We start from the raw sequence: 24,130 nt of genomic DNA, 5'->3' as shown, positions 1-24,130 counted from the left end.
ACAACAAAGGAGACACAGCATGAGCATCGGCAAGAAGAAACCCGTCGTCGTCTACGGCGCCTCCGGCTACACCGGCCGCCTGGTCTGCGAGTACCTGCGCGAGTACAACATTCCCTTCATCGCCGCGGGCCGCAGCGCGCAGAAGGTGGACGCGGCGATGAAGTCCAACGTGCCCGGCATCGAGACCGCGAGCTACGAGGTGGTGGAGGTCGCGCACTCGGTGGGGGCGCTCACCGATCTGTTCACCGGTGCCTCGGTGGTGCTCAACACCGTGGGGCCCTTCGCCAGATTCGGCCCCGAGGTGGTCGAAGCCTGCCTGGCTGCCGGGTGCCACTACACCGACACCACGGGCGAGCAGGACTGGCTCATCACCCTCGAGCGGGAATGGGGCGGCAAGTTCGCCAAGGCAGGCCTGCTGCTCTCGCCCGGCCTGGCGCAGATGTACACCACCGGCGAGATCGCGGCGCAGCTGTGCCTGGAGACGCCCGGGCTCGACACGCTGGACATCGCCGTGTTCTGGGGCGGCAGCCCGACCATTGCCTCCACCCAGACCATCCTGGTCAATGCGGCCACCTCCAAGGCCTACTACCTGGAGCAGAACGAGTACGTGGAATGGCAACCCGATGCGGGCCTGTACCACCTGGCCATTCCCGGGCAGCATGAGGCGGCGCTCGCGCTGCCCTGGGGCGGCACCTCGCACCCGGTGTGGTTCAAGCGCGATCCGCGCGTGGCCAATGTGAAGGTGTTGGGCGGGGTCTTCAACAAGGCGCTGATGCAGGGCGTGCCGCAGATCGTGGCTGCCGCGCTCAAGGCCACCGAGGGCATGAACGACGAGGACCGCTATGCCGCCCTGGCCCGGACGGCCGCGGGGGTGATGAACACCATGCCCCCGCGCGAGAACCCGCGCATCAACAAGTCCGTCGATTCGGTGCATGCCTCCGGCCCGCTGGGCCGCATGCACTGCGTGATCTTCGGGAACTGCAACTACAAGCAGACCGGCCTGTTGCAGGCCTATGCGGCGGCCTCGCTGTTGCAGCAGCCGCCGCGGCGCGCCGGCTTCGCCTCGGGCTGCCAGGCCTTCGGGCATCGCGAGCTGCTGGGTGCGCTGCGCAGCTTCGGGCTGGTGCAAGAGCCCGTGCTCACGCGGCTGGGCTGACTCTGATGCGCCTCGTCGACTACCTCGACAAGGGCGCCCAGCTGGGCGCCCATGCGCCGTGCCTGACGCTGGGCGGCACCGACCTGAGCTATGCCCAGGTGCAGCGCATCAGCTGGCGCGTGGCGCGCGGCCTGCAGCGCGCCGGCATCCGGCCGGGGGACAAGGTGGCCGTGCTCTCGGGCAACGATGCGATGGCATTCGCCACGGTGTTCGGCATCTCGCGCGCGGGCTGCGTGTGGTGCCCGATCAATCCGCGCAACGAGGCGGGCGAGAACGCCTTCGTGCTCGATGCCTTCGATTGCGCGTGCCTGGTCTTTCACGGCAACTACGCGGCCATGGTCGAGCAGATGCGCCCGCAGCTGCCGAAGCTGCGGGCGCTGGTGTGCCTGGACGTGCCGCAGGCCTTCGCGCCTTCCATGGACGAGTGGCTGGAAGGGCTGGGCGATTCGCCCCTCGATACCGCGCCACCCGACGACGTGGCCATGATCGCCGGCACCGGCGGCACCACCGGACAGCCCAAGGGCGTGATGCTCTCGGGGCGCAACCTCGAGGCGATGTCGGCGCTCACGTTGATGGGCTACCCCTTCGAAGGCCGGCCCGCCTACCTGGCGCTCGCGCCGCTCACGCATGCGGCCGGTGTGCTGTGCCTGCCGGTGATGGCGCTGGGCGGGCGGGTGGTGATCATGCCCAGGCCTGACCTGGGCGAGTTCCTCGGGCTCATCGAGGAATACCGCATCACCCACACCTTCCTGCCGCCCACGCTGATCTACATGCTGCTGCAGCATCCGCAACTGGCCGACACGGCGCTCGATTCGCTGCAATGCTTCTGGTACGGCGCGGCGCCCATGTCCACCGCGCGGCTCGAAGAGGCGCTGCAGAAGATCGGCCCGGTCATGGCGCAGCTCTTCGGCCAGACCGAGGCGCCGATGATGATCTCGATGATGTCGCCGCGCGACCACTTCAACGCCGACGGATCGGTCGCCGTGCAGCGCCTGGCGTCGGCGGGGCGCCCGGGCCCGCTGGTGCAGGTGGGCGTGATGAACGGCGAGGGCGCTTTGTTGCCCACGGGCGAGAGCGGCGAGATCGTGGTGCGCGGCTCGCTCGTGATGCAGGGCTACTACAAGGACCCGCGCGCCACCGAGGAGGCCTCGCGCTTCGGCTGGCACCACACGGGCGACATCGGCTATCTGGACGCGGACGGTTTTTTGTACATCGTGGACCGCGCCAAGGACATGATCATCTCGGGCGGCTTCAACGTGTATTCCGCCGAGGTCGAACAGGCGCTCATGCAGCACCCCGACGTGCAGGACAGTGCCGTGGTCGGCCTGCCCGACGAGAAGTGGGGCGAGCGCGTGGTGGCGGTGTTGCAGCTCCACACCGGCCGGCAGGTGGACGTGGACGACATCAAGGCCTTCGTGAAGGCGCGCATCGGCAGCGTGAAGGCGCCCAAGCAGGTCGAGGTGTGGCTCGACCTGCCGCGCTCCAAGGTGGGCAAGGTGCTGAAGAAGGACGTGCGCTCCGCGCTGTTGTCGGCACTGCCGCATTGAGCGTGCTGCGCCGGCTCAGGCGCGTTGGTACAGGTCCTGGTGCGCCTTGCGCAGCTCGAACTTCTGGATCTTGCCCGTCGAGGTCATGGGCAGTGCGGGCAGGAAGACGATTTCCTTCGGCACCTCGAAGCCGCCGAGGTGCGCCTTGCAATGCGCCGTGAGCGCGGCTTCGTCGAAGTCCGCCGGCGCGTCGGGCCGGCGTGTCACGAAGGCGGTGATGGCCTCGCCCCAGTGGTCGTGCGGCAAGCCCACCACCGCCGCATTCATCACGCCCGGGTGACGCAGCAGCACCTCCTCGACCTTGATCGACGGCACGTTCTCGCCGCCCGACTTCACCATGTCCTTCAGGCGGTCGAGAAAGATGAGCTGCCCGTCGTCGTCCATCTTGCCCAGGTCGCCCGAGTGGTGCCAGCCGAAGCGCTGGGCGCTGGCGGTGGCCTCCGGGTCCTTGTAGTAGCCGAGCATCACGTTGGGGCCGCGAAAGACGATTTCGCCGACCTGGTTCGCTGCGAGCAGTTCGCCGTTGTCGCCCATCACCGACACCTCGTTCACCAGCGTGCCCACGCCCCAGTAGGAGCCGAAGCGCTTGCGCTGTTCGTGCGCTTCGAAGATGGTGGCGCCGGGGTACATCTCGGTCTGGCCCGACACCAGCGCGAAGTTGGGGCAGAACTCGTCGAGCAGGCGCAGCAGCAGCGTGCGCGGCATGGGGGCCATCGCATACACGCACAGCCGCAGGCTCGACAGGTCGCGCGACGCGCGCTGCGGGTGGGCCAGCAGCGCGCCGTACATCATCGGCAGGCCGACCATCACGGTGATGCGGTGGCGCTCGATGGCGCCGAGCACCGCGCCGGGGTCGAAGCCGCGCAGCACGACCAGCGCGCCGCCCACCGCGAGCGCGGACATCAGCACGGTGTGCTGGCCGCAATGGAACAGCGGCAGCACGCTGCTCCACACGTCGGCGCGCTCCGGGCTGCTGCCCCACTCGACCATGTTGCTCAGCAGCACCGAATGCACCGACGCATGCGAATGCATCACGCCCTTCTGGCGGCCGGTGGTGCCGCTGGTGTACATGATGAGCGCGAGTTGCGTGCTGTCGATGGGCACGTCGGGCAGCGTCTGCGGCCCTTGCGAGATGGCTTGCGCCACAGTGGCGACGCCCGCCGGTGGCGTGTCGCCGTCCAGCACGCACAGCAGCGGCGCAATGCCCGCGCCGTCGATCAGTGCGCGCAGCTCGGGCTTGGCATGCAGCGCGGTGTCGATCACCAGATGGCGCACCTCGGCGTGCGCGAGGATGTAGCCGACGGCGTCCACCGCCAGCGCGGTGTTGATGGGCACCCACACCAGCCCCGCCTTCTGGATGCCCAGCAGTGCCACCACCATCTCGATGGAGTTGTTGCACAACATGCCCACGCGCGCGCCGCCTTGCAGGCCCAGGCCCAGCAGGTGGTGCGCGAAGCGGTTCGACGCGGCGTCGAGTTCGCCGTACGACATGCGGTGCTCGCCCTCGATCAGCGCGGTGCGTGCGCCGAAGCGGCGCGCGCTGCGGTGGACCACGTCACCCAGCGCAACGCGCGAGATGCGGGGGTGGAACTGCGAGGGCGCGAGGCCCGTGTCGGCTGCAGGCATGCTCTGTGTCTCCGGTCTTCTGTGGTGGAGCGCAGCCTAAGGCTGCCCTCCCCACGCGTCTTGCGAAGACTGGCTACACAGCGCGGCCTGCTCTGGCAGGCCCTAGAAACGCGCCTTCAGGAACGCCGACGGGCCTTGCAGGCGCACCTTCAGCCGCGAATCGGCAAAGCCCGCCTCGCGGGTCAGGTCGATGTTCGTCACGCCATAGGAGAGCACCAGGCCCACGTTCTTCACCGGGAACCACTCCACGCCGGCCGAGGCGTTGTAGATGTTGCCGTGAAAGCGCCCACCGTTCTTCCACACGCCCGAGGCGTCGGCGAACAGGCGAAGGTCGGGCGTGATGGCATGGCGCACGCCGATCTCGAGCAGCGGTGCAATGGCGTTGTCGCTCGAGCTTTCGGCGAGGGTGCCGACCTGGCCGTTCACCGAGGCCAGCGCGGTTGCGCCCAGCGTCGCACGGTAGTAGGCGGCGCCAGCGCCCAGGCCGAGCACGGTGTTGCCCGAGCCGATCCACCATTTGTACGAGAGCTTGGCGAAGTCGAGCTTGGTGTTGACGGAGGCGTTGCCGAACGAGTTCAGCGTGCCGAAACTGCCGAAGGACGTGCTGTTCGCGATGCCGCCCGAGTAGTCGCGCTTGTACTGGTAGTAGTCGAACGAAATGCCCTGGCTGTCGCCGAGCAGCACGTCGGCCGTGATGCGCGGCATGGTCACGCGGCCCGGCTTGATGTCGCCCGACTGCAGCGTGCCGTAGGGCGTGCCCACCGATGCATTGAACTTGGGGTCGGCGTTGAACGCCCCCACGGAGAAGCTGAAGCGGTCGAGCGCGGGCGAGGGGTCGGCCAGGGCCGGTGTGGCGGCGACGAGAAAGCCGGCGCCGACCAGGGCACCGAGTCGTGCGGTCCGACGGGAAGGGCGGGAGCGGAGCAGCATGAAAGAAGTCATGGAGGGCCTGGAGAGAATGAAAAAGATGGCCGCCTTGGGCACGTAATGAGAATGGGCGCCAGACGACGGGTCCGGCGCGGTGCCTGCAGGCGTAGCTCCCTGTGAAACAGGCGACACGATAGGCGCGCGATGCCGACGCTTGCATGCGCGAAATGCCGCTGTGCCTGTAGGACGTGGTCGACGCGCTTGCGCGGCTTCAGCGGCTACAGTGGCGCGCATGCTCAGACACCTCTCCACCACCACCGGCAAACAGCGTCTTCTTTACGGCGGCATCGCCGCTGCCGCGGTGGCTGCGGCGCTGATGCCGGTGCCGATGAGCAGCATGGCGCGCGGCCTGGCCGGATGGTGCGCGGGGGTTCTGGTCTACCAGGTGCTCACATGGTGGCTGGTCGACACCTTCGATGCCAGGCGCACACGCGAGCGTGCGCAGCAGCTCGACCAGCCCAACATCGTGATCCTGGTGTCGATGCTGGTGGTGGTGGCCGTGAGCGTGGTGGCCATCGCCATGCTGCTGCAGCAGGTCAAGCAGCTGAACGGCTGGGAGCGCGCGGCGCATGTCGCGCTCGGGCTGGTGGCGCTGGGGGGCTCCTGGCTGATGATCCATACCATCTACGCCTTTCACTACGCGCACCGCTACTACATCGACCAGAAGGGCGGCTCGCCCGACGGCGGGCTCGACTTTCCGGGCAAGGACGACGCGCCCGACTACTTCGACTTTCTGTATTTCTCGTTCGTGATCGGCATGACCTCGCAGGTGTCCGACGTGCAGGCCACCTCGAGGGAGATGCGGCGCATCACGCTGTTCCACAGCGTGCTGGCGTTCGCGTTCAACATGCTGGTGCTGGCGCTGTCCGTCAACGTGGTGGCCGGCGCGATGTAGCCCGTCAGGTCGCGCGCTTGCGCGGCATGCCCGGCTTGACGATGCCCGTCGACAGCGCCACGCCGCACACGATCACCGCCGCGCAGATCAGCATCCACTGCGTGATGCTCTCGTGGAGAAACACCGCGCCGTAGAACAGCGCGAACACCGGCACCAGGAAGGTCACCGTCAGCGCGCGGGCCGGGCCGGCCCGCTCGATCAGGCGAAAGAACAGGATGTAGGCCACGCCGGTGCAGGCGATGCCCAGGGCCAGCAGCGCGAGCCAGGCACGCAGGCTGGGCATTTGCGCGGGCCACAGCCAGATCGCCGGCAGGGCCAGGAACAGCGTGGCGCCCAGCTGGCTGCCGGTGGCCGTGGTGAGCGCGGGCACGCCGCCCAGGTGGGCGCGCGTGGCACTGGCCGAGATGCCGTAGCACAGGCACGCGGCCAGGCAGGCCAGCACCGCGAACAGTGCGGCATTGCCGCTCGCGCCCGCTTGCAGGCCGGCGCTGCGGCTGGCCAGCATGGCAACGCCGGCAAAGCCGATCACCAGCCCGACGATGCGCCAACCCGCGGGGCGCTCGCGAAACCATGCCCACGCCACCAGTGCGCCGAACATCGGCGTGGTCGCGTTGAGCACCGCCGCCAGGCCGGTGTTGATGGTCAGCAGCGCGAAGCAGAACAACGCGAAGGGCATGCCCGAGTTGAAGACACCGACCGCGAAGCTCGCCTTCCAGTGCCTGGCAAGACTGGGGCCCTGGCCGCGCAGCAGCGCGATGGGCAGCAGGAACAGCGCGGCGATGGCCACCCGCACTGCGGCCGTCGGCAGCGCACCGAACTCGGCCGCGCCGATGCGCATGAACAGAAAGGACGCGCCCCATAGCGCGCCCAGCAGCACGAGGTCGATGAGCCAGGCCGTGGGGGCGAGGGTTTTGGCGGGGATGTTGTTGTTCGTTGTGGTGGTCATGCGTCGTCTGTTCTTCTTCGGTGCCCGGCGCTCAGAGCGCCTTCTCGAGTTCGAGCAGGGCGGTCTTGCGCTCGAGCCCGCCAGCGTAACCGGTCAGCGACCCGTCGGCGCCCAGCACGCGGTGGCAGGGCACGATCACGCTGATCGGGTTGCGCCCCACGGCCGCGCCCACCGCGCGCACCGCCGCGGGATTGCCCACGTTCACGCTCAATGCACCGTAGCTGGTGGTGGCGCCGGCCGGAATGGCCAGCAGCTGCTGCCACACGCTTTGCTGGAACGCGGTGCCGTGCGAGAGGTCGAGCGTCATGTCGAAGCTGTCGCGCCGGCCGGCGAAGTAGTCGCGCAACTGGGCGGCCGCCTCGACCAGCGCGGGGTGGTCGTCCCGGGTGATCCAGCCGGTGGTGTCGGGCCAGTGGCGCTGCTGGTCGAACCAGACGCCGGCCAGGCCCTGGTCGGTGGCCGCCATCGTCATGCCGCCCAGCGGCGTGTCGAGGTGCGAGGTGTAGATGACTTTGCTCTTGAACTTCATGGCATTTCAGGCGGTGAGGCCTGCCGTGGTGACGAGGGGAGATGCCGTGGCCGCCGTCTCGGCGGTGGGCAATGCGGAAGACGAAGAGGGCGCATGCCAGGCGCGCAGCACCGCGTAGCTGCGCCATGGCCGCCAGGCCTGAGACGCCTCGCTGGCGGCGCGCGCCGTGGTCACGCCCAGTGCCTTCTGCAGCGCGACGTCGCCGGCCGGAAAGGCGTCGGGCCAGCGCAACGCGCGCATGGCGATGTACTGCGCGGTCCAGGCACCGATGCCCGGAAGCTCCTGCAGCGCGGCGATGGTCGAGGGCACGTCGGCGCCCGCATGCAGGGTCAGCTTGCCGGCCACCACGTGCTGGGCGATGGCGTGCAGCGCGGTCTGGCGCTGGCGCACGATGCCGAGCTGGCCGAGGGCGTCGCCGCTGGCCGCGGCAATGGCGGCGGGCGTGGGGAACAGCCGGTCCAGTCCTTCGACCGGCGTGGCGATCGGCTCGCCGAAGGCCTCGACCAGCCGCGAGCCCAGCGTGCGCGCCGCGGCCACCGTGACCTGCTGGCCCAGCACCGCGCGCACCGCAAGTTCGAAGCCGTCGACCGCGCCGGGCACGCGCAGCCCGTCGCCGTGCGGAAAGGCCGCATGCAGCGCGGCGTTGATCGCCATCGGCTCGGCGTCGAGATCGAACAGCGCCCGCGCCCGGCTGATGACGATGGGCAGCACCGCGGCGAGCGAGTCGCTGACCGACAGCAGCACCAGTTCGCGCTCCAGGTCGAAGCGCAGCTGCATCCAGCCGGCGTGCGCCTGCGTGCCTTGCTGGACGCGCAGGGTGCGGGTCAGCTTCACGTACGCGGGCGTGCCGCCCTTGACGGGCATGTTGCCGTCGGCCGTGGTCACGACCTCCACGCCCCGCAACGCGCGGCGTGCGAAGAACGCGAGCATGGCGTTGGCGTCGTACGGCGGTCTGAAGCCCAGCCGCACCTCGATGGCCCTGGCCTTGTTGCCCTCGGCCGCGGCGCCACCGGCCCTGCGCAGCGCGCTCGGGTTCAGGCCGTAGTGTTCGAGAAACGCCGCGTTGAAGCGGCGCACACTCGCAAAGCCGCTGGCCAGTGCCACCTGTGTCATCGGCAGTCGTGTGTCGGCGATCAGCTGCTTGGCGGCCAGCAGGCGGCGCGTCTGCAGGTACTGCAGGGGCGACACGCCGAACTGCACCTCGAAGATGCGGCGCAGGTGCCGGTCGCTCACGCCGAGCCGTGCGGCGATCTGCGCCGCGCCGGGGCCGTCTTCCGACCACGCGTCGGGCTCGTCGATGAGCCGGGCCGCCTGCAGTGCGAGGATGCGCGAGGCGTCTTCGGTCGACCAGCTGGCCGCACGCGGTGCCAGTTCGGGCCGGCAGCGCAGGCAGGGGCGAAAGCCCGCCGCCTCGGCCTGCGCCGCATGGCGGAAGAAGCGGCAGTTCTCGCGCCGCGGCAGCTTCACGCGGCACACCGGGCGGCAATAGATGCCGGTGGAGGTCACCGCGGTGAAGAACGAGCCGTCGAAGCGCGCGTCGTGCGTCTTCATCGCCAGGTAGCAGGCGTCGCTCTCGAGCGCTTCATGGGGTGTGTGGGCGGCGGGCATGGGGAAATGATACGGTTTCGACTCGTTTCAACTGGCCGTTTTCGGACATGTGGCCCTCCGGGGCGTTGCCTACAATGCCCCGTTCGCAAAACCAACCGGGAAACGCCTTTCATGCAGCTCAGCGCGTCGATCTTCAAGGCCTATGACATTCGCGGCGTCGTGCCCGTCACTCTCGATACCGAGGTGGCCGAGGCGCTCGGCCGGGCCTTCGGCAGCGCCGCGCGCGCAGCCGGTGAAAAGTCGGTCGCCGTGGGGCGCGACGGCCGCCTTTCGGGGCCCGCGCTCGCTGAAGCGCTGATCCGGGGCCTGGTGGCGACCGGCGTCGAAGTGATCGACGTGGGCGCGGTCACCACGCCCATGCTCTATTTCGCGGCCCACACGCTGTGCACCAGCGGCATCCAGGTCACCGGCAGCCACAACCCCAAGGACTACAACGGCTTCAAGATGGTGCTGGCCGGCCGCGCGATCTACGGCGAAGAGATCCAGGGCCTGCGCAAGACCATGGAAGCCGGCACAGCGCAACTCGCCCCCGGCGGCAGCGTGCGCAAGGTCGACGTGACCGAGGCGTACGTGAAGCGCATCGCCGGCGACATCAAGCTGGCGCGCCCGATGAAGATCGTGGTCGATTCGGGCAACGGCATCGCCGGCGCCTCGGCCCCGGCCATCTTCCGCGCCCTCGGTTGCGAAGTGATCGAGCTGTTCAGCGAGGTCGACGGCAACTTCCCCAACCACCACCCCGACCCGAGCAAGCCCGAGAACCTCAAGGACCTGATGGCCGCGCTGGCCGCGGGCGACGCCGAACTGGGCCTGGCCTTCGACGGCGACGGCGACCGGCTGGGCATCGTCACCAAAGACGGCCAGAACATCTTCCCCGACCGCCAGATGCAGCTGTTCGCGCAGGACGTGCTGTCGCGCGTGCCGGGCGGCACCATCGTCTTCGACGTGAAGTGTTCGCAGCGCCTGGCGCCGGCCATCGAGGCCGCGGGCGGCAAGGCCATGATCTACAAGACCGGCCACTCGCTCATCAAGGCCAAGATGAAGGAAATCGATTCGCCGCTGGGCGGCGAGATGAGCGGCCACATCTTCTTCAAGGAGCGCTGGTTCGGTTTCGACGACGGCACCTATGCGGGTTGCCGCCTGCTCGAAATCCTGAGCAAGAGCCCGGACGCCAACGCCGTGCTCAACGCATTGCCCACCAGCTTCTCCACGCCTGAACTGAACGTGGCCTGCGCCGAGGGCGAGCCGCATGCGGTGGTCGACCAGCTGGTGAAAAGCGCGCGCTTCGCGGCGCCCGCCACGGTCTCGACCATCGACGGCTTGCGCGTGGACTGGCCCGACGGCTTCGGGCTGATCCGTGCGTCGAACACCACCCCCGTGCTGGTGCTGCGCTTCGAAGGCCAGACCGATGCGGCGCTCAAGCGCATCGAGGCCGAGATGCTGGCCCTGTTGAGAACCGTCAAGCCCGACGCCAGCCTGGCCGAAGCCTCCCACTGAACCGAGCCTGTGCGTTCCCTGTTGCTCCGCCTCTACGGCGTATTCACTACCGTTGTGCAACCGCTGGTCCGTCGCAAGCTGCGGCGCCGCGCGCAGGCTGAGCCGGGCTATGGCGTGGCCGTGGAAGAACGCTTCGGGCACTACGACGAGGCCACCACCGGCCAGGCGCAGTGCTGGGTGCATGCCGTGTCGCTCGGCGAAACGCGCGCTGCAGCCATCCTGATCGCCGAACTGCGCCGCCAGTACCCCGGCATTCCCATCCTGCTCACCCATGGCACCGCCACCGGCCGCGAAGAGGGCGCCAAGCTGCTCGAACCCGGTGACACGCAGGTGTGGCAGCCCTGGGACACGCCGGGTGCCGTGGCACGCTTTCTAGACAAGTTCCAGCCCCGCATCGGCGTGCTGATGGAAACCGAGGTGTGGCCGGTGATGGCCGCGGCCTGTGCCGAGCGCCGCATTCCGTTGGTGCTGGCCAATGCGCGGCTCAGCGAAAAGTCGCTGGCCGCCGCCGAGCGCCTGGCCTGGCTGTCGCGGCCCGCGTATTCGGCGCTCACCGCCGTGTGGGCGCAAACCGAGGCCGATTCGCACCGGCTGGTGTCGCTGGGCGCCAAGGTGGCCGGCGTGTACGGCAACCTGAAGTTCGACGCCACGCCCGACGAGCGCCAGCTCACAGCGGCCGTCTCGCTGCGCGAGCGCCTGCCCAAGCCGATGGTGGTGCTCGCGAGCTCGCGCGACGGTGAAGAGCGCATGCTGCTCGACGTGCTCAAGCGCTTCGGCGCCACGTCGCCGGTGCCGCCGGAGCAGGGCGCGGTGCGCTCGATTGCCAAGCGGGTGCACGACGTGCAATGGATGATCGTGCCGCGCCATCCGCAGCGCTTCGACGAAGTGGCCGCGCTGATCGAGGCCGAAGGCTTTGCCGTGGCGCGCCGCAGCGCGGCGGGGCAGCCGGCCGAGGCCGAGATCTGGCTGGGCGATTCGCTCGGTGAAATGGCCCTGTACTACGGCCTGGCCGACGTGGCGCTGCTGGGCGGCAGCTTCGAGCCGCTGGGCGGGCAGAACCTGATCGAGCCGGCCGCCTGCGGCTGCCCGGTGGTCATGGGGCCGTCGACCTTCAACTTCGCCGAAGCATCGCAGCTGTCGCTGGCGGCCGGCGCGTCGCTGCGCGTCGAGGGCATGGAGCAGGCGGTGACGGCAGCGCTGAAGCTGGTCGAGAACCCGGAGCGCCGCGCCGTGATGGCGCAGGCCGCGCTGGGCTTCTCGTCGTCGAACCGCGGGGCGGCCGAGCGCACGGCGGCGGCGGTGCTGGCGATTGCGCAGGCCGCGGAGCCGGTCGCGACTGCCGCAGCGCCGCTTGACGGCGGCGAACCGCAGCGCGCGGAACCCACGCTGGACTGAGTTTGCATTTGCGCCTTCCCCCTCTGGAGGAAGGCTGGGATGGGGGCACAAGCGTCCAACGAGCGCTGCCAGGGGTTCAAGGCCGTCGTGCCCCCACCCTGACCCTCCCCCCAGCGGGGGAGGGAGAAAGACAAAAAAACCTCAGCGCACCGGCGGATTCAGGATCACCGGCGGCACGGGTGCCGTCGGCATCGCCGGCGCCGGCGGGTTGAACGGCTGCACCGGCACGGGCGGAATCACCGGAATGCTCGGCGGCGCAACCGGCACCACGGGCGACGCGCCGCGGTCCGTGCGATCGGGCGCCGTGGCCGCAGGCACCGCCGGCACGCTGCCGTTGCTCGCCAGCGTTGCGTTGATCGCGTTCATGTCGTCCGTCGTCAGCGTGCCGTTGGCCTGGCGCAGCTTCAGGTTGCCCAGCAGCACGTTGTAGCGGGCCTGCGCCAGGTCGCGCTTGGTCTGGAACAGCTGGCTTTGCGAATTCAGCACGTCGATGTTGATGCGCACGCCCACCTGGTAGCCCAGTCGGTTGGCCTCGAGCGCGCTCTGGCTCGACGCCTCGGCCGCTTCCAGCGCCTTCACCTGGCCCGCACCCGACACCAGCCCGAGGTACGCCGCGCGCGTGGCCTGCGCCACGTTGCGGCGGGTGCCTTCGAACACGCTGCGCGACTGGTCTTCGAGTGCCAGCGTTTCCTTGATGCGGTTCTCGGTGGCGAAGCCGGCGAACAGCGGCAGGTTGAACACGACGCCCACCGTGGCGGCATTGGCGCGCGTGCCCACCGTGCTGGTGGTGGTGCCGGTCGGGTTGCGCGTGACGTTGTAGCCCAGGTTGGCGTCCAGCGTGGGCTTGTGGCCAGCCTTGGCCTTTTCCACTTCCAGCCCGGCCACGTCGACGCCCAGGCGCGCCTGCTGGATCGCCGGATGCACGCTGTCGGCCTGTGCAACCCAGGCATTGATGTCCGCGGGCAGGGCCGTGGGCAGCACCACCGGCACCGCGAGCGGCACGGGCATGCTGCCGGGGCGGCCGACCAGCTGGTCGAGCACCACCTTCTTCACCTGCAGGTCGTTCTCGGCCGCGATTTCCTGCGCAATCACGAGGTCGTAGCGGGCCTGGGCCTCGCGCGAGTCGGTGATGGTCGAGGTGCCGACCTCGAAGTTGCGCTTGGCCGACGCCAGTTGTTCGGCCACGGCCACCTTCTGCGCGCGCACGAGTGCCAGGCTGTCCTGGCTCGCGAGCACGTCGAAGTAGGCCTGGCTCACGCGCACGATCAGGTCCTGCTCGGCGATGGTGAACACCGCCTGCGCGATGTCGGCCTGGCGCTTGCCCTGCTCGTAGGTGGCCCAGTTCGCGGGCCGGTAAATCGGCTGGGTGGCGTTGATGCCGACGTTCTGCGTGTTGAAGTCGCGCGGCGTGGTGGTGCCGCGGCCGGTGCCCGTGAGGGTGTCGATGTCGATGTCGCTGCGCGACACCCCGGCCGTGAGGCCGACCGCCGGCAGGATGCCGGCCTTGGCCTGTGCGGCGCGCGCCACGTTGGCGTCGTACTGGGCCCGCGCGCCCTGGTAGGTGGCGTCGTAGCCGCGGGCGGCGTCATACAGTTCGTTCAGTGTCTGGCTCTGGGCCGGCAATGCGAGCAGTGCTGCGAAGGTGCTTGCGAGCGCTGCGGTAAGAGGCGAAAGCCGGGGCCTGGAAGGCATTGAACGTCCTTGAGAAAGAGAAATCTTTTTGGGCTTGCTACGCATCGACCACGTCGCGGCCTTGCGGCGAGCGGTGCGCGGCCCCTTCCAGGAACACCACGGAACCGGCTTTGCCGGGCCGTCGGTGTTGCCCCCTGCAAGGGGGTTGGAGCAGCGACACGAAGTGCGCGAAGCCTGGGGGTGTCATTCAATACCGCGGGACCGTGGGGTCGTGCTGGGACCAGGCGTCGATGCCGCCCGCCACGTTGGCGAGCTCGGCAAAGCCGTTCTGGTTCAGGAAGGCGGCCACGCGCTGGCTGCGCGCGCCGTGATGGCACAGGCAGGCGATGCGATGGTCTTCACCCAGCTCGGCCAGCCGGCCGGGGATCTCGTTCATCGGAATCGCCAACAGGGTGAAGCCCTGGGGCACCACGCTCGCCGTCTGCAGCTCCCATGGCTCGCGCACGTCGAGCAGCAGCGGGATGGCCGCGGGGTCCTGGGCGAACCAGGCGGCAAGGTCGGCGGGGCGGACTTGGTCGATCATTCGGTCAACCGCCTGCTCAGAACGAGAAGCGCGAGGGCTCGGGGAAATTCAGCAGGCGCGGGGCCATGGTGTCCCAGGGCTGGATGGTGTCCCACTTGCTTTCGCTGGTGCGGGTGACGAAGTGGGCGCGCATCATGGGCTCTTCGCCCACGATGGCCGACAGGCGGCCGCCGACCTTGAGCGAACCCAGCAGGTTCTGCGGAATGCGCGCGACCGAGCCGCTGAGCACGATCACGTCGAAGCTCGGGCCGCTGGCCAGGGGCACGGCGCCGTCGGCGTGGCGCACTTCGACGTTGGTCACGCCGTTCTGGCGCAGCGTCTGGGCGGCGCGCTCGGCCAGCACGGGGTTGATTTCGAGCGACAGCACCTGGGCGGCGCGGGCGCCGAGCAGGGCGGCCATGAAGCCGGAGCCGGTACCGATCTCGAGCACCGATTCGTGCTTCTGGATGTGCAGGTCCTGCAGCGTGCGGGCCTCGACCTTGGGCGAGAGCATGAATTCGCCGGGCACCGAGCCGTCGAGCAGGGGCAGTTCCATGTCGAAGAACGACAGGGTGCGGTGCTCTTCGGGCACGTATTCCTCGCGGTGGATCTGGGCCAGCAGTTCGAGGATGTCGGTTTCAAGCACATCCCAGGGGCGGATCTGCTGCTCGATCATGTTGAAGCGCAAGCGCTCGAGGGTGGGGGTGGGGTTCATGGCGTGGTTTTCCTAGTGGGCTCAGGACAAACCTTCAATTTTAGGTGGCGCCGGTGACGCCAGCGGCGCGCTCGGCCTTCCGGGGTATGCGCTGAGCCCGTTGATCACCACGTCGGCCTGCGCGGCGACGTACTTCCGGGGGTCGAGCGCGGACATGCCGTCGACGCAGACCATGGCCGAATGCTTCCAGAGCATCAGGAACACCATGGGCGCCACCACCGAATAGATGGCGTGGTCGACGTCCATCGGCGCGAATTCGCCGCTGTCGATGCCGCGCTGGAAGATGCGCCGCAGCAGGTCGTGGCCGGGGCGGACCACCTCGCGGCGGTAGAACTCCGCCAGTTCGGGGAAGTTGGCGCCCTCGCTCACCATGAGCTTGGTCAGGCCCGAGGCCTGCGTGTTGCCCACGCGCTCCCACCATACGTTCATGCAGTAGCGCAGCATGTCGGCCGTGGTGCCTTCGAAGGCCTCGAACTCGGCGTTCCACTCGGTGAAGCGGCCGCCGAGGTTCTCCATGACCACGGCCTTGAAGAGCTCGTCCTTGCTCGGAAAGTACAGGAAGAGGGTGCCTTTGGAAACGCCGGCGCGCGCCGCCACTTCTTCGGAACGGGTGGCGGCGAAGCCTTTTTCCACGAACAGGTCGAGCGCGGCGGCCAGCAGTTCGCCGGGACGCGCCTCTTTCCGGCGTTCGCGCTTGGAGCGCACCGGGCAGAGCTTGTCGACGAAGGAACGGGGCGTGGGCATGAGGTTAATGACTCGCGGGTTAGTAATGTAGTTGACCGGCAATCGCCGCGTCAAGCCGCGACAATATCGGGTTCGTCTTTTTCCACCCTGCCGGAGCAGCCCATGTCCTCTTCACCGCCGTCGACCGAATCCATCGTGCTCGGCGGGGGCTGCTTCTGGTGCACCGAGGCGGTCTTCGACCGCGTGCAGGGCGTGCTGGACGTGGAATCGGGCTATTGCAACGGCGAGACCGTCAACCCGACCTACGAGCAGGTCTGCACTGGCCGCACCGGCCACAACGAGGTGGTGAAGCTCGAGTTCGACCCGGCACGGATCAGCCTGCGCGAACTGCTGGAGATCTTCTTCGTGGTGCACGACCCGACCACGCTGAACCGCCAGGGCAACGATGCCGGCACCCAGTACCGCAGCGGCATCTACTTCACGAGCGAAGCGCACAGGCAGGTGGCGCAAGCGGTCATCGGCGAGATCGAGGCGAGCAAGACCTACCGCTCGAGCGTGGTCACCGAGGTGGCGCCGCTCGCCAACTACTCGGCCGCCGAGGGCTACCACCAGGACTACTTCCTGAACCATCCGAACCAGGGCTACTGCGCATTCGTCGTGGGCCCGAAGGTCGAGAAGTTCCAGAAGACCTTCGCCTCCCGCGTCAAGGCCTGAGCCCGCCGCCCTGCGTTCCATGCTGACAGCCCGCCGTTCATCCTCCCGTTCCGTCCGCGCGATCATCGTCGCGCTGGCGTTCGCGCTGTGGATCGCGGGCACGCTGGGCGTCATGCACCGTTCGCTGCACGTGCCGGGGCTGACCGAAGCCGCCGCAGCCACCGGGGTCCTGGCGCAGGCCCAGGGCGATGTGCACAAGCACCCCCACGGCCTGGGCAGCCTGTTCGGCGAGCACACCGACGCCGAATGCCGCCTGTACGACCAGCTCGGCGACGGCAGCGCCACGCCGAGCGTGCCGCTGGTGGTGCTGCCGGTGCTGCTGCCGTCGGCCACCTTCGCCTGGTTGCAGGGCGAGGCCCTCGCCCGATGGGTCTCGCTGTTCGACGCGCGCGGCCCGCCTTCCTCTCGCTGAATCCCTTCGTGTTCCGGCTGCCGCCTCCCGCCTTGCGCGGGCGGCGGCGGACGTTCATTGATTCAACGAGTGCCCATCATGATTCCCAATTTCCGTCGCAATGCCATCGGCGTTGCCGTTCTTTCCCTGCTGTCCTGGCCAGCCCTTGCCCAGGACGCCACCACCACCACCACCACCGTGGCGCCCGGCGCGTCAACCTCGCCGCCCGGCACGCTCTCCACCGTGGAGATCCAGTCCGAGCGCCTGAAGAAGGCGCGCATGGAGCTGTCGCCCGAGGTGGGCGCCACCGTCTACCGCATCGACCGCGCCGCCATCGATGCGCTCGGCAAGGGCGATGCCACGCCGCTGGACGACGTGCTGCTGACCTTGCCGGGCGTTGCCAAGGACTCGAAGGCCTCCGGCTCCCTGCATGTGCGCGACGACCACGGCAACGTGCAGTACCGCGTCAACGGCGTGCAGTTGCCCGAGGGCATTTCGGGCTTCGGCCAGTCGCTGGACACGCGCTACATCGACTCGGTCGATTTCCTCACCGGCGCCTTGCCCGCGCAGTACGGCCTGCGCACCGCCGGCGTGGTCGACATCCAGACGAAGCAGGGCTTCGGCAAGCCCGGCGGCTCGCTCGGCTTCACCTTCGGCAGCCACAACACGCTGGAAGAAAGCGCCTCCGTCTACGGCACCACCGGCAACCTGAGCTACTACCTGTCGGGCAGCCTGGTCTCCAACACCAACGGCATCGAGAACCCGCAGCCCACCCTCAACGCGCAGAACGACCGCACGCGCCAGGGCAAGACCTTCGGCAACCTGTCCTACTACCTCGACGCGGACACGCGCCTGGGCCTGATGTTCGGCACGTACAACGGCAAGTTCCAGATTCCGACCAACCCGAACCAGGCGCCGGCGTTCTCGCTGGCCGGCTACAGCGACCTGGGCACGGGCTTCAACGGGCTGCCGTCCTCGGACGTGCGCGAGCGCCAGACCGAAGCCACGCGCTTCGTCGCCCTGTCGTTCCAGAAGACGCTCGGCGCGCTGGACTTCCAGGTCTCGGCCTTCCACCAGTACTCCAGCCTGCACTACGTGCCCGACGGCGTGGGCGACCTGATCTACAACGGCGTGGCCTCCGACACCCTGCGCTCCAACACGTCGAACGGGCTGCAGGCCGATGCCTCGTACAAGCTGGGCGATGCCCACACGCTGCGCTTCGGCGGCGCCTACACGCGACAGGACACGCGCAGCATCAATGCGGTGAACGTGTTCCCGGTCGACGACAGCGGTGCGCAGGTCGGCAACACGCCGGTGCTGATCAACGACAACTCGGGCAAGGTCGGACAGCTCGCCAGCCTCTACCTGCAGGACGAGTGGCGCATCGACCCCAAGCTCACCTTCAACTACGGCCTGCGCTACGACAGCGTCGACGCGTTCACCAAGGAGCACCAGTGGAGCCCGCGCCTGAACCTGGCGTACAAGCTGACCGGCGACACCGCGCTGCACGCGGGCTATGCCCGCTACTTCACCCCGCCGCCGCAGGAGCTCGCGTCGCAGCAGAGCATCAACCTGTACGCGGGCACCAGCAACCAGCCCGAGATCGCCAACTCCGACCCGGTGAAGGCGGAACGCACCCACTACTTCGACCTGGGCGTGGACCACAAGGTGAACGCCAACCTGTCGCTGTCGGCCGACGTGTACTACAAGAACATCACCAACCTGCTCGACGAAGGCCAGTTCGGCCAGGCGCTGATCCTGTCGCCGTTCAACTACGCCAAGGGCTTCGCGCGCGGGCTGGAGCTGTCGGCGCGCTACAACGACGACCACTGGTCGGCCTATGCGAACTTCGCCTACCAGAAGGCGATGGGCAAGAACATCGTGTCGAGCCAGTCGCTGTTCGGCGTCGATGAGCTGAACTACATCGCCGACCACTACGTGTACCTGGACCACGACCAGACCTACACGCTGTCGGGCGGCGCGAGCTACCGCTTCGGCGACAACCAGGTCAGCGGCGACCTGGTCTTCGGCAGCGGCCTGCGCCGCACGCCCGACGGCGGGGCGCCCAACAGCGCCGCGTTGCCGCACTACGCGGTGGTCAACGCCGCCTACTCGCACACGTGGAAGGAGTCTTCGGGCGGCGACATCGTCGGGCGCATCGCCATCCTCAACCTGTTCGACAAGAGCTACCTGCTGCGCGACGGAACGGGCGTTGGCGTGGGCGCGCCGCAGTACGGCACGCGACGCAGCCTGTACGTGAGCATGACCACGCACTTCTGACTTCTGATGTCGGCCTGACGCACATGAATTCGAGGCTGTCGCGCACCGTCGCACTCATGCTGCTCCTGGCAGTGTGGGTGACGTCGACGCTCGGCCTCGTGCATGCCACGCTGCACGTGCCGGGTGACCGCGCGTGGGCCGTGGCCGCCGATGCAGGAACGACCTCCGCCGCCGCGCCTTCCACAAAACGCGGCGCGGCGCAGCGGCACGGCTGGCTCCATGCGCTGTTCGGCGACAAGACCGACGCCGAGTGCCGGCTGTACGACCGCCTGTCGCACGGCTTCAGCATGCCCGGCGTGCCGCTGGTGGTGTTGCCGATGGTGTTGCCGTCGGCCACCTTCGCCTATCTGCAGGGCGAAGCCGTCGCCCGCTGGATCGTGCTGTTCGACGCACGCGGTCCACCTCCCGCTCGCTGATTTCTCACGTGCTCCGACTGTGCCTCCGCCTGCCTCGCGCGGGTGGCGGCCGGTCGCCCCTTGATTTCAACGAGTGTTCTTTATGACCCCCAATTTCCGTCGCAACGCCATCGGCGCTGCCGTTCTTTCGCTCGCCGCGCTGGCGGGCGCGGCCCACGCGCAGACCGCGCCTGCGCCTTCCACCGCCGATGACGCCAGCCTGCGCGAAGTCACCGTCACCGGCAACCCGCTCGGCGCTTCCGACCTGATTGCGCCCACCACCACGCTGTCGGGCGACAAGCTCCTGCTGCGCTCCGAATCGACTCTGGGCGAAACGCTCAACAACGTGCCCGGCGTGAGCAGCAGCTACTTCGGCCCCAACGCCAGCCGCCCGATCATTCGCGGCCAGGACGGCGACCGCATCCGCATCCTGCAGAACGGCGGCGGCGCACCCGACGCCTCGGCGCTGAGCTACGACCATGCGGTACCGGTCGACGCGCTGGTCACCGAGCGCATCGAGGTGCTGCGCGGCCCCTCGGCGCTGCAGTACGGCGGCAGTGCCGTGGGCGGTGTGGTCAACGTGATCGACAACCGCATTCCCTCGGAGCCGATCAACGGCTTCGGCGGCCGCGCCGACCTGGGCTACGCCACGGGCAACAAGGAGAAGAACGGCGGCGTGGTGCTCGAAGGCGGCAACGACCGCTTCGCGCTGCACGTCGACGCCTTCAACCGCGACTCGAAGGACGTGGCGGTGCCCATCACCCTCGAATGCAGCAAGCCCGGCTCGCCGTGGTCGGCGCGCAAGATCTGCAACTCGGCCAACGAGGCGCACGGCGGCGCGGTCGGCGGCACGATGTTCTTCGACCAGGGCTACATCGGCGCCTCGGTCAGCACCTACCGCAGTACCTACGGCACCGTGGCGGAAGACGACGTGACCATCGGCATGAAGTCCGACCGCTATGCGCTCGAAGGCGAATGGCGCCCGGGCGGCTTCATCAGCAGCATCCACGCCAAGCTGAGCCACACCGACTACCGCCACACCGAGTTCGAGGGTGGCCAGCCGGGCACCACGTTCTCGAACATGAGCAACGACCTGCGCATCGAGGCGCGCCACCAGAAGATCGGCAACTTCGAAGGCCTGGTGGGCTTCAGCAGCGAGACCAACCGTTTCGCCGCCGACGGTGAAGAGGCGTTTGCGCCGCACAGCCGCACGCGCTCCAACGCGCTGTTCCTGCACGAAGAGCTGGGCACCTCGTGGGGCCGGCTGAGCTTCGGTGCGCGCACCGAGCAGGTTCGCGTGCGTTCGCTGGGCTATCCGGACGATCCGAGCGTGACGCGCTTCGCCATCGGCGAGCGCACCTTCAACCCGCACAGCGCGGCGTTCGGTGCGCTGGTCAACCTGGCGCCGCAGTGGCAGCTGACCTCGAACCTGGCGTACACCGAGCGCGCCCCGAAGGACTACGAGCTGCTGGCCAACGGCCCGCACGTGGCCACGGCCGCCTGGGAAGTGGGCGACCCGAACCTGAAGAAGGAAAAGTCGACCGGCTTCGACCTGGGCGCTCAGTGGAAGTCCGGGCCCAACATGGCGCGCGTCAACGCGTATGTCACGCGCTTCCAGAACTACATCGGCCTGACGGCATCGGGGCGCAACCTCGACGAAGAGGGCAATGTGGCCGAGCCCGGCGCCACCGACACGCTGGCCGAGTACGTGTACGGCGGCGTGCGCGCGCGCTTCACCGGCATCGAGGCCAACGGCAACCTGCGCCTGCTGGGCACCGAGGGTTTTGCGCGCATGAGCGATGCAGGCACGCTCGACCTTGAATGGCGCGGCGACATCGTGCGCGCGAAGAACCTCGACACCGGCGAGCCGCTGCCGCGCATCGCGCCGCTGCGCCTGGGCGCGACGCTGGCCTACGCCAACGGCCCGTGGGGTGCGCGCGTGGGCTTCGACTACAACGCGGCGCAACGCCGCATTCCGGCGGTGGGCGCGCGCGAGACCGATGCATACACGCTGTGGAACGCGGCCATCACGTACCGCATGAAGGTGCAGCGCGCCAACCTCACCTGGTATGCGCGCATGGACAACATCGGCAACAAGCTGGCCTACAGCCCGACGTCGATCCTGACGACGACGGTGTACCCGAACGCGCCGCTGCCTGGGCGCACGCTGAAGGTGGGTCTGCGCGTGACGTTCTGAGCGTGGTCTTTCTCCCTGCCCCGCTGGGGGAGGGCAGGGGGTGGGGGCTCGCGGCCTTCAATGCCATGCAGCGTTCGAGGCCGCGCGTGCCCCCATCCCAGCCTTCCCCCAGAGGGGGAAGGAGCACACCCCTCGGCTATCCTCGCCGGGTGAATTCGTTCGTCATCTCCTCGCTTCTGCCCGTCGTACTGCTCATCGCCGCCGGCTACCTTGCCGGGCGCCGTCGCTGGATCGGCGGCAGTGCGGTGAAGGACCTGTCGAACCTCATCTTCCTGCTCCTCGCGCCCGCGCTGCTGTTCCGCGCCATGAGCACGGTGCACGTGGAGCAACTCAGCCTCAAGCCGGTGGCGGCGTACTTCATTGCCTCGGGCCTGCTGTTCGCGGGCACGATGGCCTTGCGTGGGTTCAACCGCACGGCGGCCGTCATCGCGCTGGCCAACACCTACAGCAACACCGTGATGATCGGCATCGTGCTGATCGACCTGGCCTACGGCGAGTCGGGCATGGTGGTGCTGCTGACGCTCATCTCGCTGCACTCGCTGGTCCTGCTCACGAGCGCCACGGTGGTGCTGGAACTGGCGGTGGCGCGCGAGCATGCAAAGGTCGGCGGCGCCGGGACGCATTCGATGGCGCGCACCGTGCTGCGTGCGCTGCGCAACGCGATCATCCACCCCGTGCCCTTGCCGATCATCGCGGGCCTGTTGTTCGCGCAGACCGGCTGGACCATGCCCGAGGTCATCGACAAGCCGATCCAGTTGCTCGGCCAGGCCTTCGGTCCGGTGGCGCTGGTGATGGTGGGCATCACGTTGGCGCTCACGCCCATCGGGCGGCACTGGCGCGGCGCGCTGGTGCAGGCGCTCGTGAAGAACCTGCTGCATCCGCTGCTGGTGGCCGGCATCGGCTGGCTGCTGGGCGTGCGCGGCATTCCGCTCACGGTGATGGTGGTGGCCGCGGCGCTGCCGATCGGCGCCAACGTCTTTCTCTTCTCGCAGCGCTATCGCACGGCCGAAGACATGGTGACGGCCAGTGTCGCGGTGTCGACGGTGCTGGCGCTGGGCACGCTCACGCTGGTGATGGTGTGCGTGCGGTGGCTGCCCTGAGAAGGTGTGAATAGACCTGCTGCGCGCCCCGAGCTTGCTGCGGTTTCTTCACACCTCGTGAGCCGTCAGGGCGCGAGGCGTTCGCGCACCCAGGCCATTCCTTCGGGGCCCCCTTCGAGCCGGTAGCGCAGCCGGTCGTGCAGCCGGCTCTTGCGGCCCTGCCAGAACTCCCAGCGGTCGGGCACCAGCCGGTAGCCGCCCCAGTGCGGCGGGCGCGGCGGCGACAGCAGGTGCTTGGCCGCGAACACGGCCGCGTTCTTCACCAGCACATCGCGCCCGCTGATCACCTCGCTCTGCGGACTGGCCCAGGCGCCGATGCGCGAGTCGAGCGGGCGGCTCGCGAAGTAGGCGTCGCTTTCTTCTGCGGCCACCTTCTCGACGCGGCCCTCGATGCGCACCACGCGCTCCAGCTCGACCCAGTGGAACTGCAGCGACGCATACGGGTTGCCCGACAGCTCGCGCCCCTTGCGGCTCTCGTAGTTGGTGTACCAGACGACGCCGCGCGCGTCGCAGCCCTTGACGAGCACGATGCGGCTGGACGGCCGCAGGTCGCTGCCCACGGTGCACAGCGTCATGGCGTTGGGTTCGGGCACCTTCGCATCGATGGCCTCGGCGAGCCAGCGCTCGAATTGCTTCAGCGGATCGCCCGCGCTGTGCGCCTCGCCGAGTTCCGCGCGCTCGTAGCTCTTGCGCAGCGCGGCCAGCGCGTCATTGGAGAGAGGGGAAGTCATGCCGGGGATTGTTGCGCACATACTGGGGCGATGACGACGAAGGCAAATTCCCCCGTGGTGATCGTGCTGGCCTCGGGCCGCGGCGAGCGTTTTGTCGCGGCCGGCGGCTCGGGCTCCAAGCTGAAGGCGCTGCTCGCGGGCAAGCCGGTGCTGGAGCGCACGCTCGATGCAGTGCGCGCCAGCGGCCTGCCGTGGCATGTGGAAGACGCGGGCCATCCCGGCATGGGCGACTCGATCGCCGCGGCGGTGCGTGCCACGCGCGATGCGCCGGGCTGGCTGATCCTGCCCGGCGACCTGCCGCTGGTCCGGGCGACGACGCTGCGGGCCGTGGCCGCCGCGCTCGACGGCCGGGTGAATGCGGTGCAGCCGAACTACCAGGGGGAGCGCGGGCACCCCGTCGGCTTTGCGGCCGGTTGCGGTCCCCAGCTCGCGACTTTGGAGGGAAACGTGGGCGCATCGTCCATCCTGCGTTCGATGCGCGCTATCGATTCTGTAGCAGACCTGGCGGTGGACGATGCCGGCGTGGTGACGGATGTGGACACGCCCGCGGCCCTGGCGCAAGCCGAGGCGCTCTGGCTGGCGCGCCTGGGCGGCTAGCTTTTTCCG

22 protein-coding genes are annotated in these 24,130 nt (G+C 68.7%); 12 read left to right on the top strand and 10 right to left on the bottom strand.

What is annotated here, in order from left to right:
- The first annotated feature begins 19 nt into the window (after positions 1-19).
- Positions 20-1,156: a DUF5938 domain-containing protein gene (locus ACSFBM_RS11715; protein WP_435484491.1), complete on the top strand. Its 1,137-nt coding sequence runs from the start codon at positions 20-22 to the stop codon at positions 1,154-1,156.
- A gap of 5 nt (positions 1,157-1,161) precedes the next feature.
- A complete protein-coding gene (locus tag ACSFBM_RS11710) occupies positions 1,162-2,703 on the top strand; it encodes an AMP-binding protein (RefSeq protein ID WP_435484490.1) in 1,542 nt (513 codons plus the stop codon).
- A 15-nt stretch (positions 2,704-2,718) separates the two neighbouring features.
- On the opposite strand, the gene ACSFBM_RS11705 is transcribed toward ACSFBM_RS11710, so the two are convergent.
- Together ACSFBM_RS11705 and ACSFBM_RS11700 are read right to left on the bottom strand one after the other, a co-directional pair.
- Positions 2,719-4,329, bottom strand: coding sequence for a class I adenylate-forming enzyme family protein (locus ACSFBM_RS11705; RefSeq protein WP_435484489.1), 1,611 nt, complete (start codon positions 4,327-4,329; stop codon positions 2,719-2,721).
- Between the two features lie 102 nt (positions 4,330-4,431).
- Positions 4,432-5,259 (bottom strand): hypothetical protein, encoded by an 828-nt coding sequence (locus tag ACSFBM_RS11700; protein ID WP_435484488.1) that lies wholly within the window; start codon positions 5,257-5,259, stop codon positions 4,432-4,434.
- A 229-nt stretch (positions 5,260-5,488) separates the two neighbouring features.
- Here ACSFBM_RS11700 and ACSFBM_RS11695 point away from each other — a divergent pair, with 229 nt between their 5' ends.
- Positions 5,489-6,151 (top strand): DUF1345 domain-containing protein, encoded by a 663-nt coding sequence (locus ACSFBM_RS11695; RefSeq protein ID WP_435484487.1) that lies wholly within the window; start codon positions 5,489-5,491, stop codon positions 6,149-6,151.
- 4 nt (positions 6,152-6,155) lie between these two features.
- On the opposite strand, the gene ACSFBM_RS11690 is transcribed toward ACSFBM_RS11695, so the two are convergent.
- From ACSFBM_RS11690 to ACSFBM_RS11680, 3 genes are read right to left on the bottom strand one after another with little or no spacing between them, the layout of a single operon-like run.
- Positions 6,156-7,097, bottom strand: a complete 942-nt coding sequence (locus tag ACSFBM_RS11690; RefSeq protein WP_435484486.1) for a DMT family transporter — start codon at positions 7,095-7,097, stop codon at positions 6,156-6,158.
- A gap of 31 nt (positions 7,098-7,128) precedes the next feature.
- Entirely contained in the window at positions 7,129-7,626 is a 498-nt protein-coding gene (locus ACSFBM_RS11685; RefSeq protein WP_435436356.1) for a methylated-DNA--[protein]-cysteine S-methyltransferase, read from the bottom strand.
- 6 nt (positions 7,627-7,632) lie between these two features.
- A complete protein-coding gene (locus tag ACSFBM_RS11680) occupies positions 7,633-9,234 on the bottom strand; it encodes a DNA-3-methyladenine glycosylase 2 family protein (protein ID WP_435484485.1) in 1,602 nt (533 codons plus the stop codon).
- A gap of 111 nt (positions 9,235-9,345) precedes the next feature.
- On the opposite strand from ACSFBM_RS11680, the gene ACSFBM_RS11675 reads away from it, so the two are divergent.
- Entirely contained in the window at positions 9,346-10,728 is a 1,383-nt protein-coding gene (locus ACSFBM_RS11675; protein WP_435484484.1) for a phosphomannomutase/phosphoglucomutase, read from the top strand.
- Between the two features lie 9 nt (positions 10,729-10,737).
- Positions 10,738-12,123, top strand: a complete 1,386-nt coding sequence (locus ACSFBM_RS11670; RefSeq protein ID WP_435436359.1) for a 3-deoxy-D-manno-octulosonic acid transferase — start codon at positions 10,738-10,740, stop codon at positions 12,121-12,123.
- 141 nt (positions 12,124-12,264) lie between these two features.
- On the opposite strand, the gene ACSFBM_RS11665 is transcribed toward ACSFBM_RS11670, so the two are convergent.
- The 4 genes from ACSFBM_RS11665 to ACSFBM_RS11650 all read right to left on the bottom strand — a co-directional run bounded on the left by ACSFBM_RS11665 (position 12,265) and on the right by ACSFBM_RS11650 (position 15,776).
- The gene (locus ACSFBM_RS11665) at positions 12,265-13,815 is read right to left on the bottom strand and encodes a TolC family outer membrane protein (RefSeq protein ID WP_435484483.1); all 1,551 of its coding nucleotides are present in this window, start codon (positions 13,813-13,815) and stop codon (positions 12,265-12,267) included.
- Positions 13,816-14,002: 187 nt separating this feature from the next.
- Entirely contained in the window at positions 14,003-14,338 is a 336-nt protein-coding gene (locus ACSFBM_RS11660; protein WP_435436361.1) for a rhodanese-like domain-containing protein, read from the bottom strand.
- 16 nt (positions 14,339-14,354) lie between these two features.
- Complete coding sequence (locus ACSFBM_RS11655) at positions 14,355-15,032, bottom strand: protein-L-isoaspartate O-methyltransferase family protein (RefSeq protein WP_435484482.1); 678 nt, start codon at positions 15,030-15,032, stop codon at positions 14,355-14,357.
- Positions 15,033-15,053: 21 nt separating this feature from the next.
- On the bottom strand, positions 15,054-15,776 hold the full coding sequence (locus ACSFBM_RS11650; RefSeq protein WP_435484481.1) for a TetR/AcrR family transcriptional regulator: 723 nt from the start codon (positions 15,774-15,776) through the stop codon (positions 15,054-15,056).
- 102 nt (positions 15,777-15,878) lie between these two features.
- Between ACSFBM_RS11650 and msrA the strand changes: the two genes are divergently transcribed.
- The 6 genes from msrA (at position 15,879) to ACSFBM_RS11620 (ending at position 22,793) form a co-directional block, all read left to right on the top strand.
- Entirely contained in the window at positions 15,879-16,430 is a 552-nt protein-coding gene (msrA, locus tag ACSFBM_RS11645; RefSeq protein ID WP_435484480.1) for a peptide-methionine (S)-S-oxide reductase MsrA, read from the top strand.
- Positions 16,431-16,449: 19 nt separating this feature from the next.
- Positions 16,450-16,842 (top strand): hypothetical protein, encoded by a 393-nt coding sequence (locus ACSFBM_RS11640; protein ID WP_435484479.1) that lies wholly within the window; start codon positions 16,450-16,452, stop codon positions 16,840-16,842.
- Positions 16,843-16,920: 78 nt separating this feature from the next.
- Positions 16,921-19,101, top strand: a complete 2,181-nt coding sequence (locus tag ACSFBM_RS11635) for a TonB-dependent receptor (protein ID WP_435484478.1) — start codon at positions 16,921-16,923, stop codon at positions 19,099-19,101.
- A gap of 23 nt (positions 19,102-19,124) precedes the next feature.
- Positions 19,125-19,517 carry a hypothetical protein gene (locus ACSFBM_RS11630; RefSeq protein WP_435484477.1) on the top strand — a complete coding sequence of 131 codons (393 nt, stop codon included), beginning with the start codon at positions 19,125-19,127 and terminating at the stop codon, positions 19,515-19,517.
- An 82-nt stretch (positions 19,518-19,599) separates the two neighbouring features.
- Positions 19,600-21,693 (top strand): TonB-dependent receptor, encoded by a 2,094-nt coding sequence (locus tag ACSFBM_RS11625; protein WP_435484476.1) that lies wholly within the window; start codon positions 19,600-19,602, stop codon positions 21,691-21,693.
- Between the two features lie 149 nt (positions 21,694-21,842).
- Complete coding sequence (locus tag ACSFBM_RS11620; protein WP_435484475.1) at positions 21,843-22,793, top strand: AEC family transporter; 951 nt, start codon at positions 21,843-21,845, stop codon at positions 22,791-22,793.
- A 65-nt stretch (positions 22,794-22,858) separates the two neighbouring features.
- Here ACSFBM_RS11620 and pdxH read toward each other — a convergent pair whose 3' ends face one another.
- Positions 22,859-23,524 carry a pyridoxamine 5'-phosphate oxidase gene (pdxH, locus tag ACSFBM_RS11615; protein ID WP_435484474.1) on the bottom strand — a complete coding sequence of 222 codons (666 nt, stop codon included), beginning with the start codon at positions 23,522-23,524 and terminating at the stop codon, positions 22,859-22,861.
- A 30-nt stretch (positions 23,525-23,554) separates the two neighbouring features.
- Between pdxH and ACSFBM_RS11610 the strand changes: the two genes are divergently transcribed.
- Positions 23,555-24,121, top strand: a complete 567-nt coding sequence (locus ACSFBM_RS11610; RefSeq protein WP_435484473.1) for a nucleotidyltransferase family protein — start codon at positions 23,555-23,557, stop codon at positions 24,119-24,121.
- Positions 24,122-24,130: the final 9 nt, after the last annotated feature.

This window comes from Variovorax pasteuri (assembly GCF_051216435.1).
GTDB lineage: Bacteria > Pseudomonadota > Gammaproteobacteria > Burkholderiales > Burkholderiaceae_C > Variovorax.
Note: the sequence above shows the minus strand (reverse complement) of the source record. Positions and strands in the feature narration are given on the sequence as shown.

Excerpts from the sequence above, each read along its gene's own strand:
- ACSFBM_RS11715 (WP_435484491.1), top strand. The coding sequence starts at position 20 with ATGAGCATCGGCAAGAAGAAACCCGTCGTCGTCTACGGCGCCTCCGGC.
- ACSFBM_RS11710 (WP_435484490.1), top strand. The coding sequence starts at position 1,162 with ATGCGCCTCGTCGACTACCTCGACAAGGGCGCCCAGCTGGGCGCCCAT.
- ACSFBM_RS11705 (WP_435484489.1), bottom strand. The coding sequence starts at position 4,329 with ATGCCTGCAGCCGACACGGGCCTCGCGCCCTCGCAGTTCCACCCCCGC.
- ACSFBM_RS11700 (WP_435484488.1), bottom strand. The coding sequence starts at position 5,259 with ATGCTGCTCCGCTCCCGCCCTTCCCGTCGGACCGCACGACTCGGTGCC.
- ACSFBM_RS11695 (WP_435484487.1), top strand. The coding sequence starts at position 5,489 with ATGCTCAGACACCTCTCCACCACCACCGGCAAACAGCGTCTTCTTTAC.
- ACSFBM_RS11690 (WP_435484486.1), bottom strand. The coding sequence starts at position 7,097 with ATGACCACCACAACGAACAACAACATCCCCGCCAAAACCCTCGCCCCC.
- ACSFBM_RS11685 (WP_435436356.1), bottom strand. The coding sequence starts at position 7,626 with ATGAAGTTCAAGAGCAAAGTCATCTACACCTCGCACCTCGACACGCCG.
- ACSFBM_RS11680 (WP_435484485.1), bottom strand. The coding sequence starts at position 9,234 with ATGCCCGCCGCCCACACACCCCATGAAGCGCTCGAGAGCGACGCCTGC.
- ACSFBM_RS11675 (WP_435484484.1), top strand. The coding sequence starts at position 9,346 with ATGCAGCTCAGCGCGTCGATCTTCAAGGCCTATGACATTCGCGGCGTC.
- ACSFBM_RS11665 (WP_435484483.1), bottom strand. The coding sequence starts at position 13,815 with ATGCCTTCCAGGCCCCGGCTTTCGCCTCTTACCGCAGCGCTCGCAAGC.
- ACSFBM_RS11660 (WP_435436361.1), bottom strand. The coding sequence starts at position 14,338 with ATGATCGACCAAGTCCGCCCCGCCGACCTTGCCGCCTGGTTCGCCCAG.
- ACSFBM_RS11655 (WP_435484482.1), bottom strand. The coding sequence starts at position 15,032 with ATGAACCCCACCCCCACCCTCGAGCGCTTGCGCTTCAACATGATCGAG.
- ACSFBM_RS11650 (WP_435484481.1), bottom strand. The coding sequence starts at position 15,776 with ATGCCCACGCCCCGTTCCTTCGTCGACAAGCTCTGCCCGGTGCGCTCC.
- msrA (WP_435484480.1), top strand. The coding sequence starts at position 15,879 with ATGTCCTCTTCACCGCCGTCGACCGAATCCATCGTGCTCGGCGGGGGC.
- ACSFBM_RS11640 (WP_435484479.1), top strand. The coding sequence starts at position 16,450 with ATGCTGACAGCCCGCCGTTCATCCTCCCGTTCCGTCCGCGCGATCATC.
- ACSFBM_RS11635 (WP_435484478.1), top strand. The coding sequence starts at position 16,921 with ATGATTCCCAATTTCCGTCGCAATGCCATCGGCGTTGCCGTTCTTTCC.
- ACSFBM_RS11630 (WP_435484477.1), top strand. The coding sequence starts at position 19,125 with ATGAATTCGAGGCTGTCGCGCACCGTCGCACTCATGCTGCTCCTGGCA.
- ACSFBM_RS11625 (WP_435484476.1), top strand. The coding sequence starts at position 19,600 with ATGACCCCCAATTTCCGTCGCAACGCCATCGGCGCTGCCGTTCTTTCG.
- pdxH (WP_435484474.1), bottom strand. The coding sequence starts at position 23,524 with ATGACTTCCCCTCTCTCCAATGACGCGCTGGCCGCGCTGCGCAAGAGC.
- ACSFBM_RS11610 (WP_435484473.1), top strand. The coding sequence starts at position 23,555 with ATGACGACGAAGGCAAATTCCCCCGTGGTGATCGTGCTGGCCTCGGGC.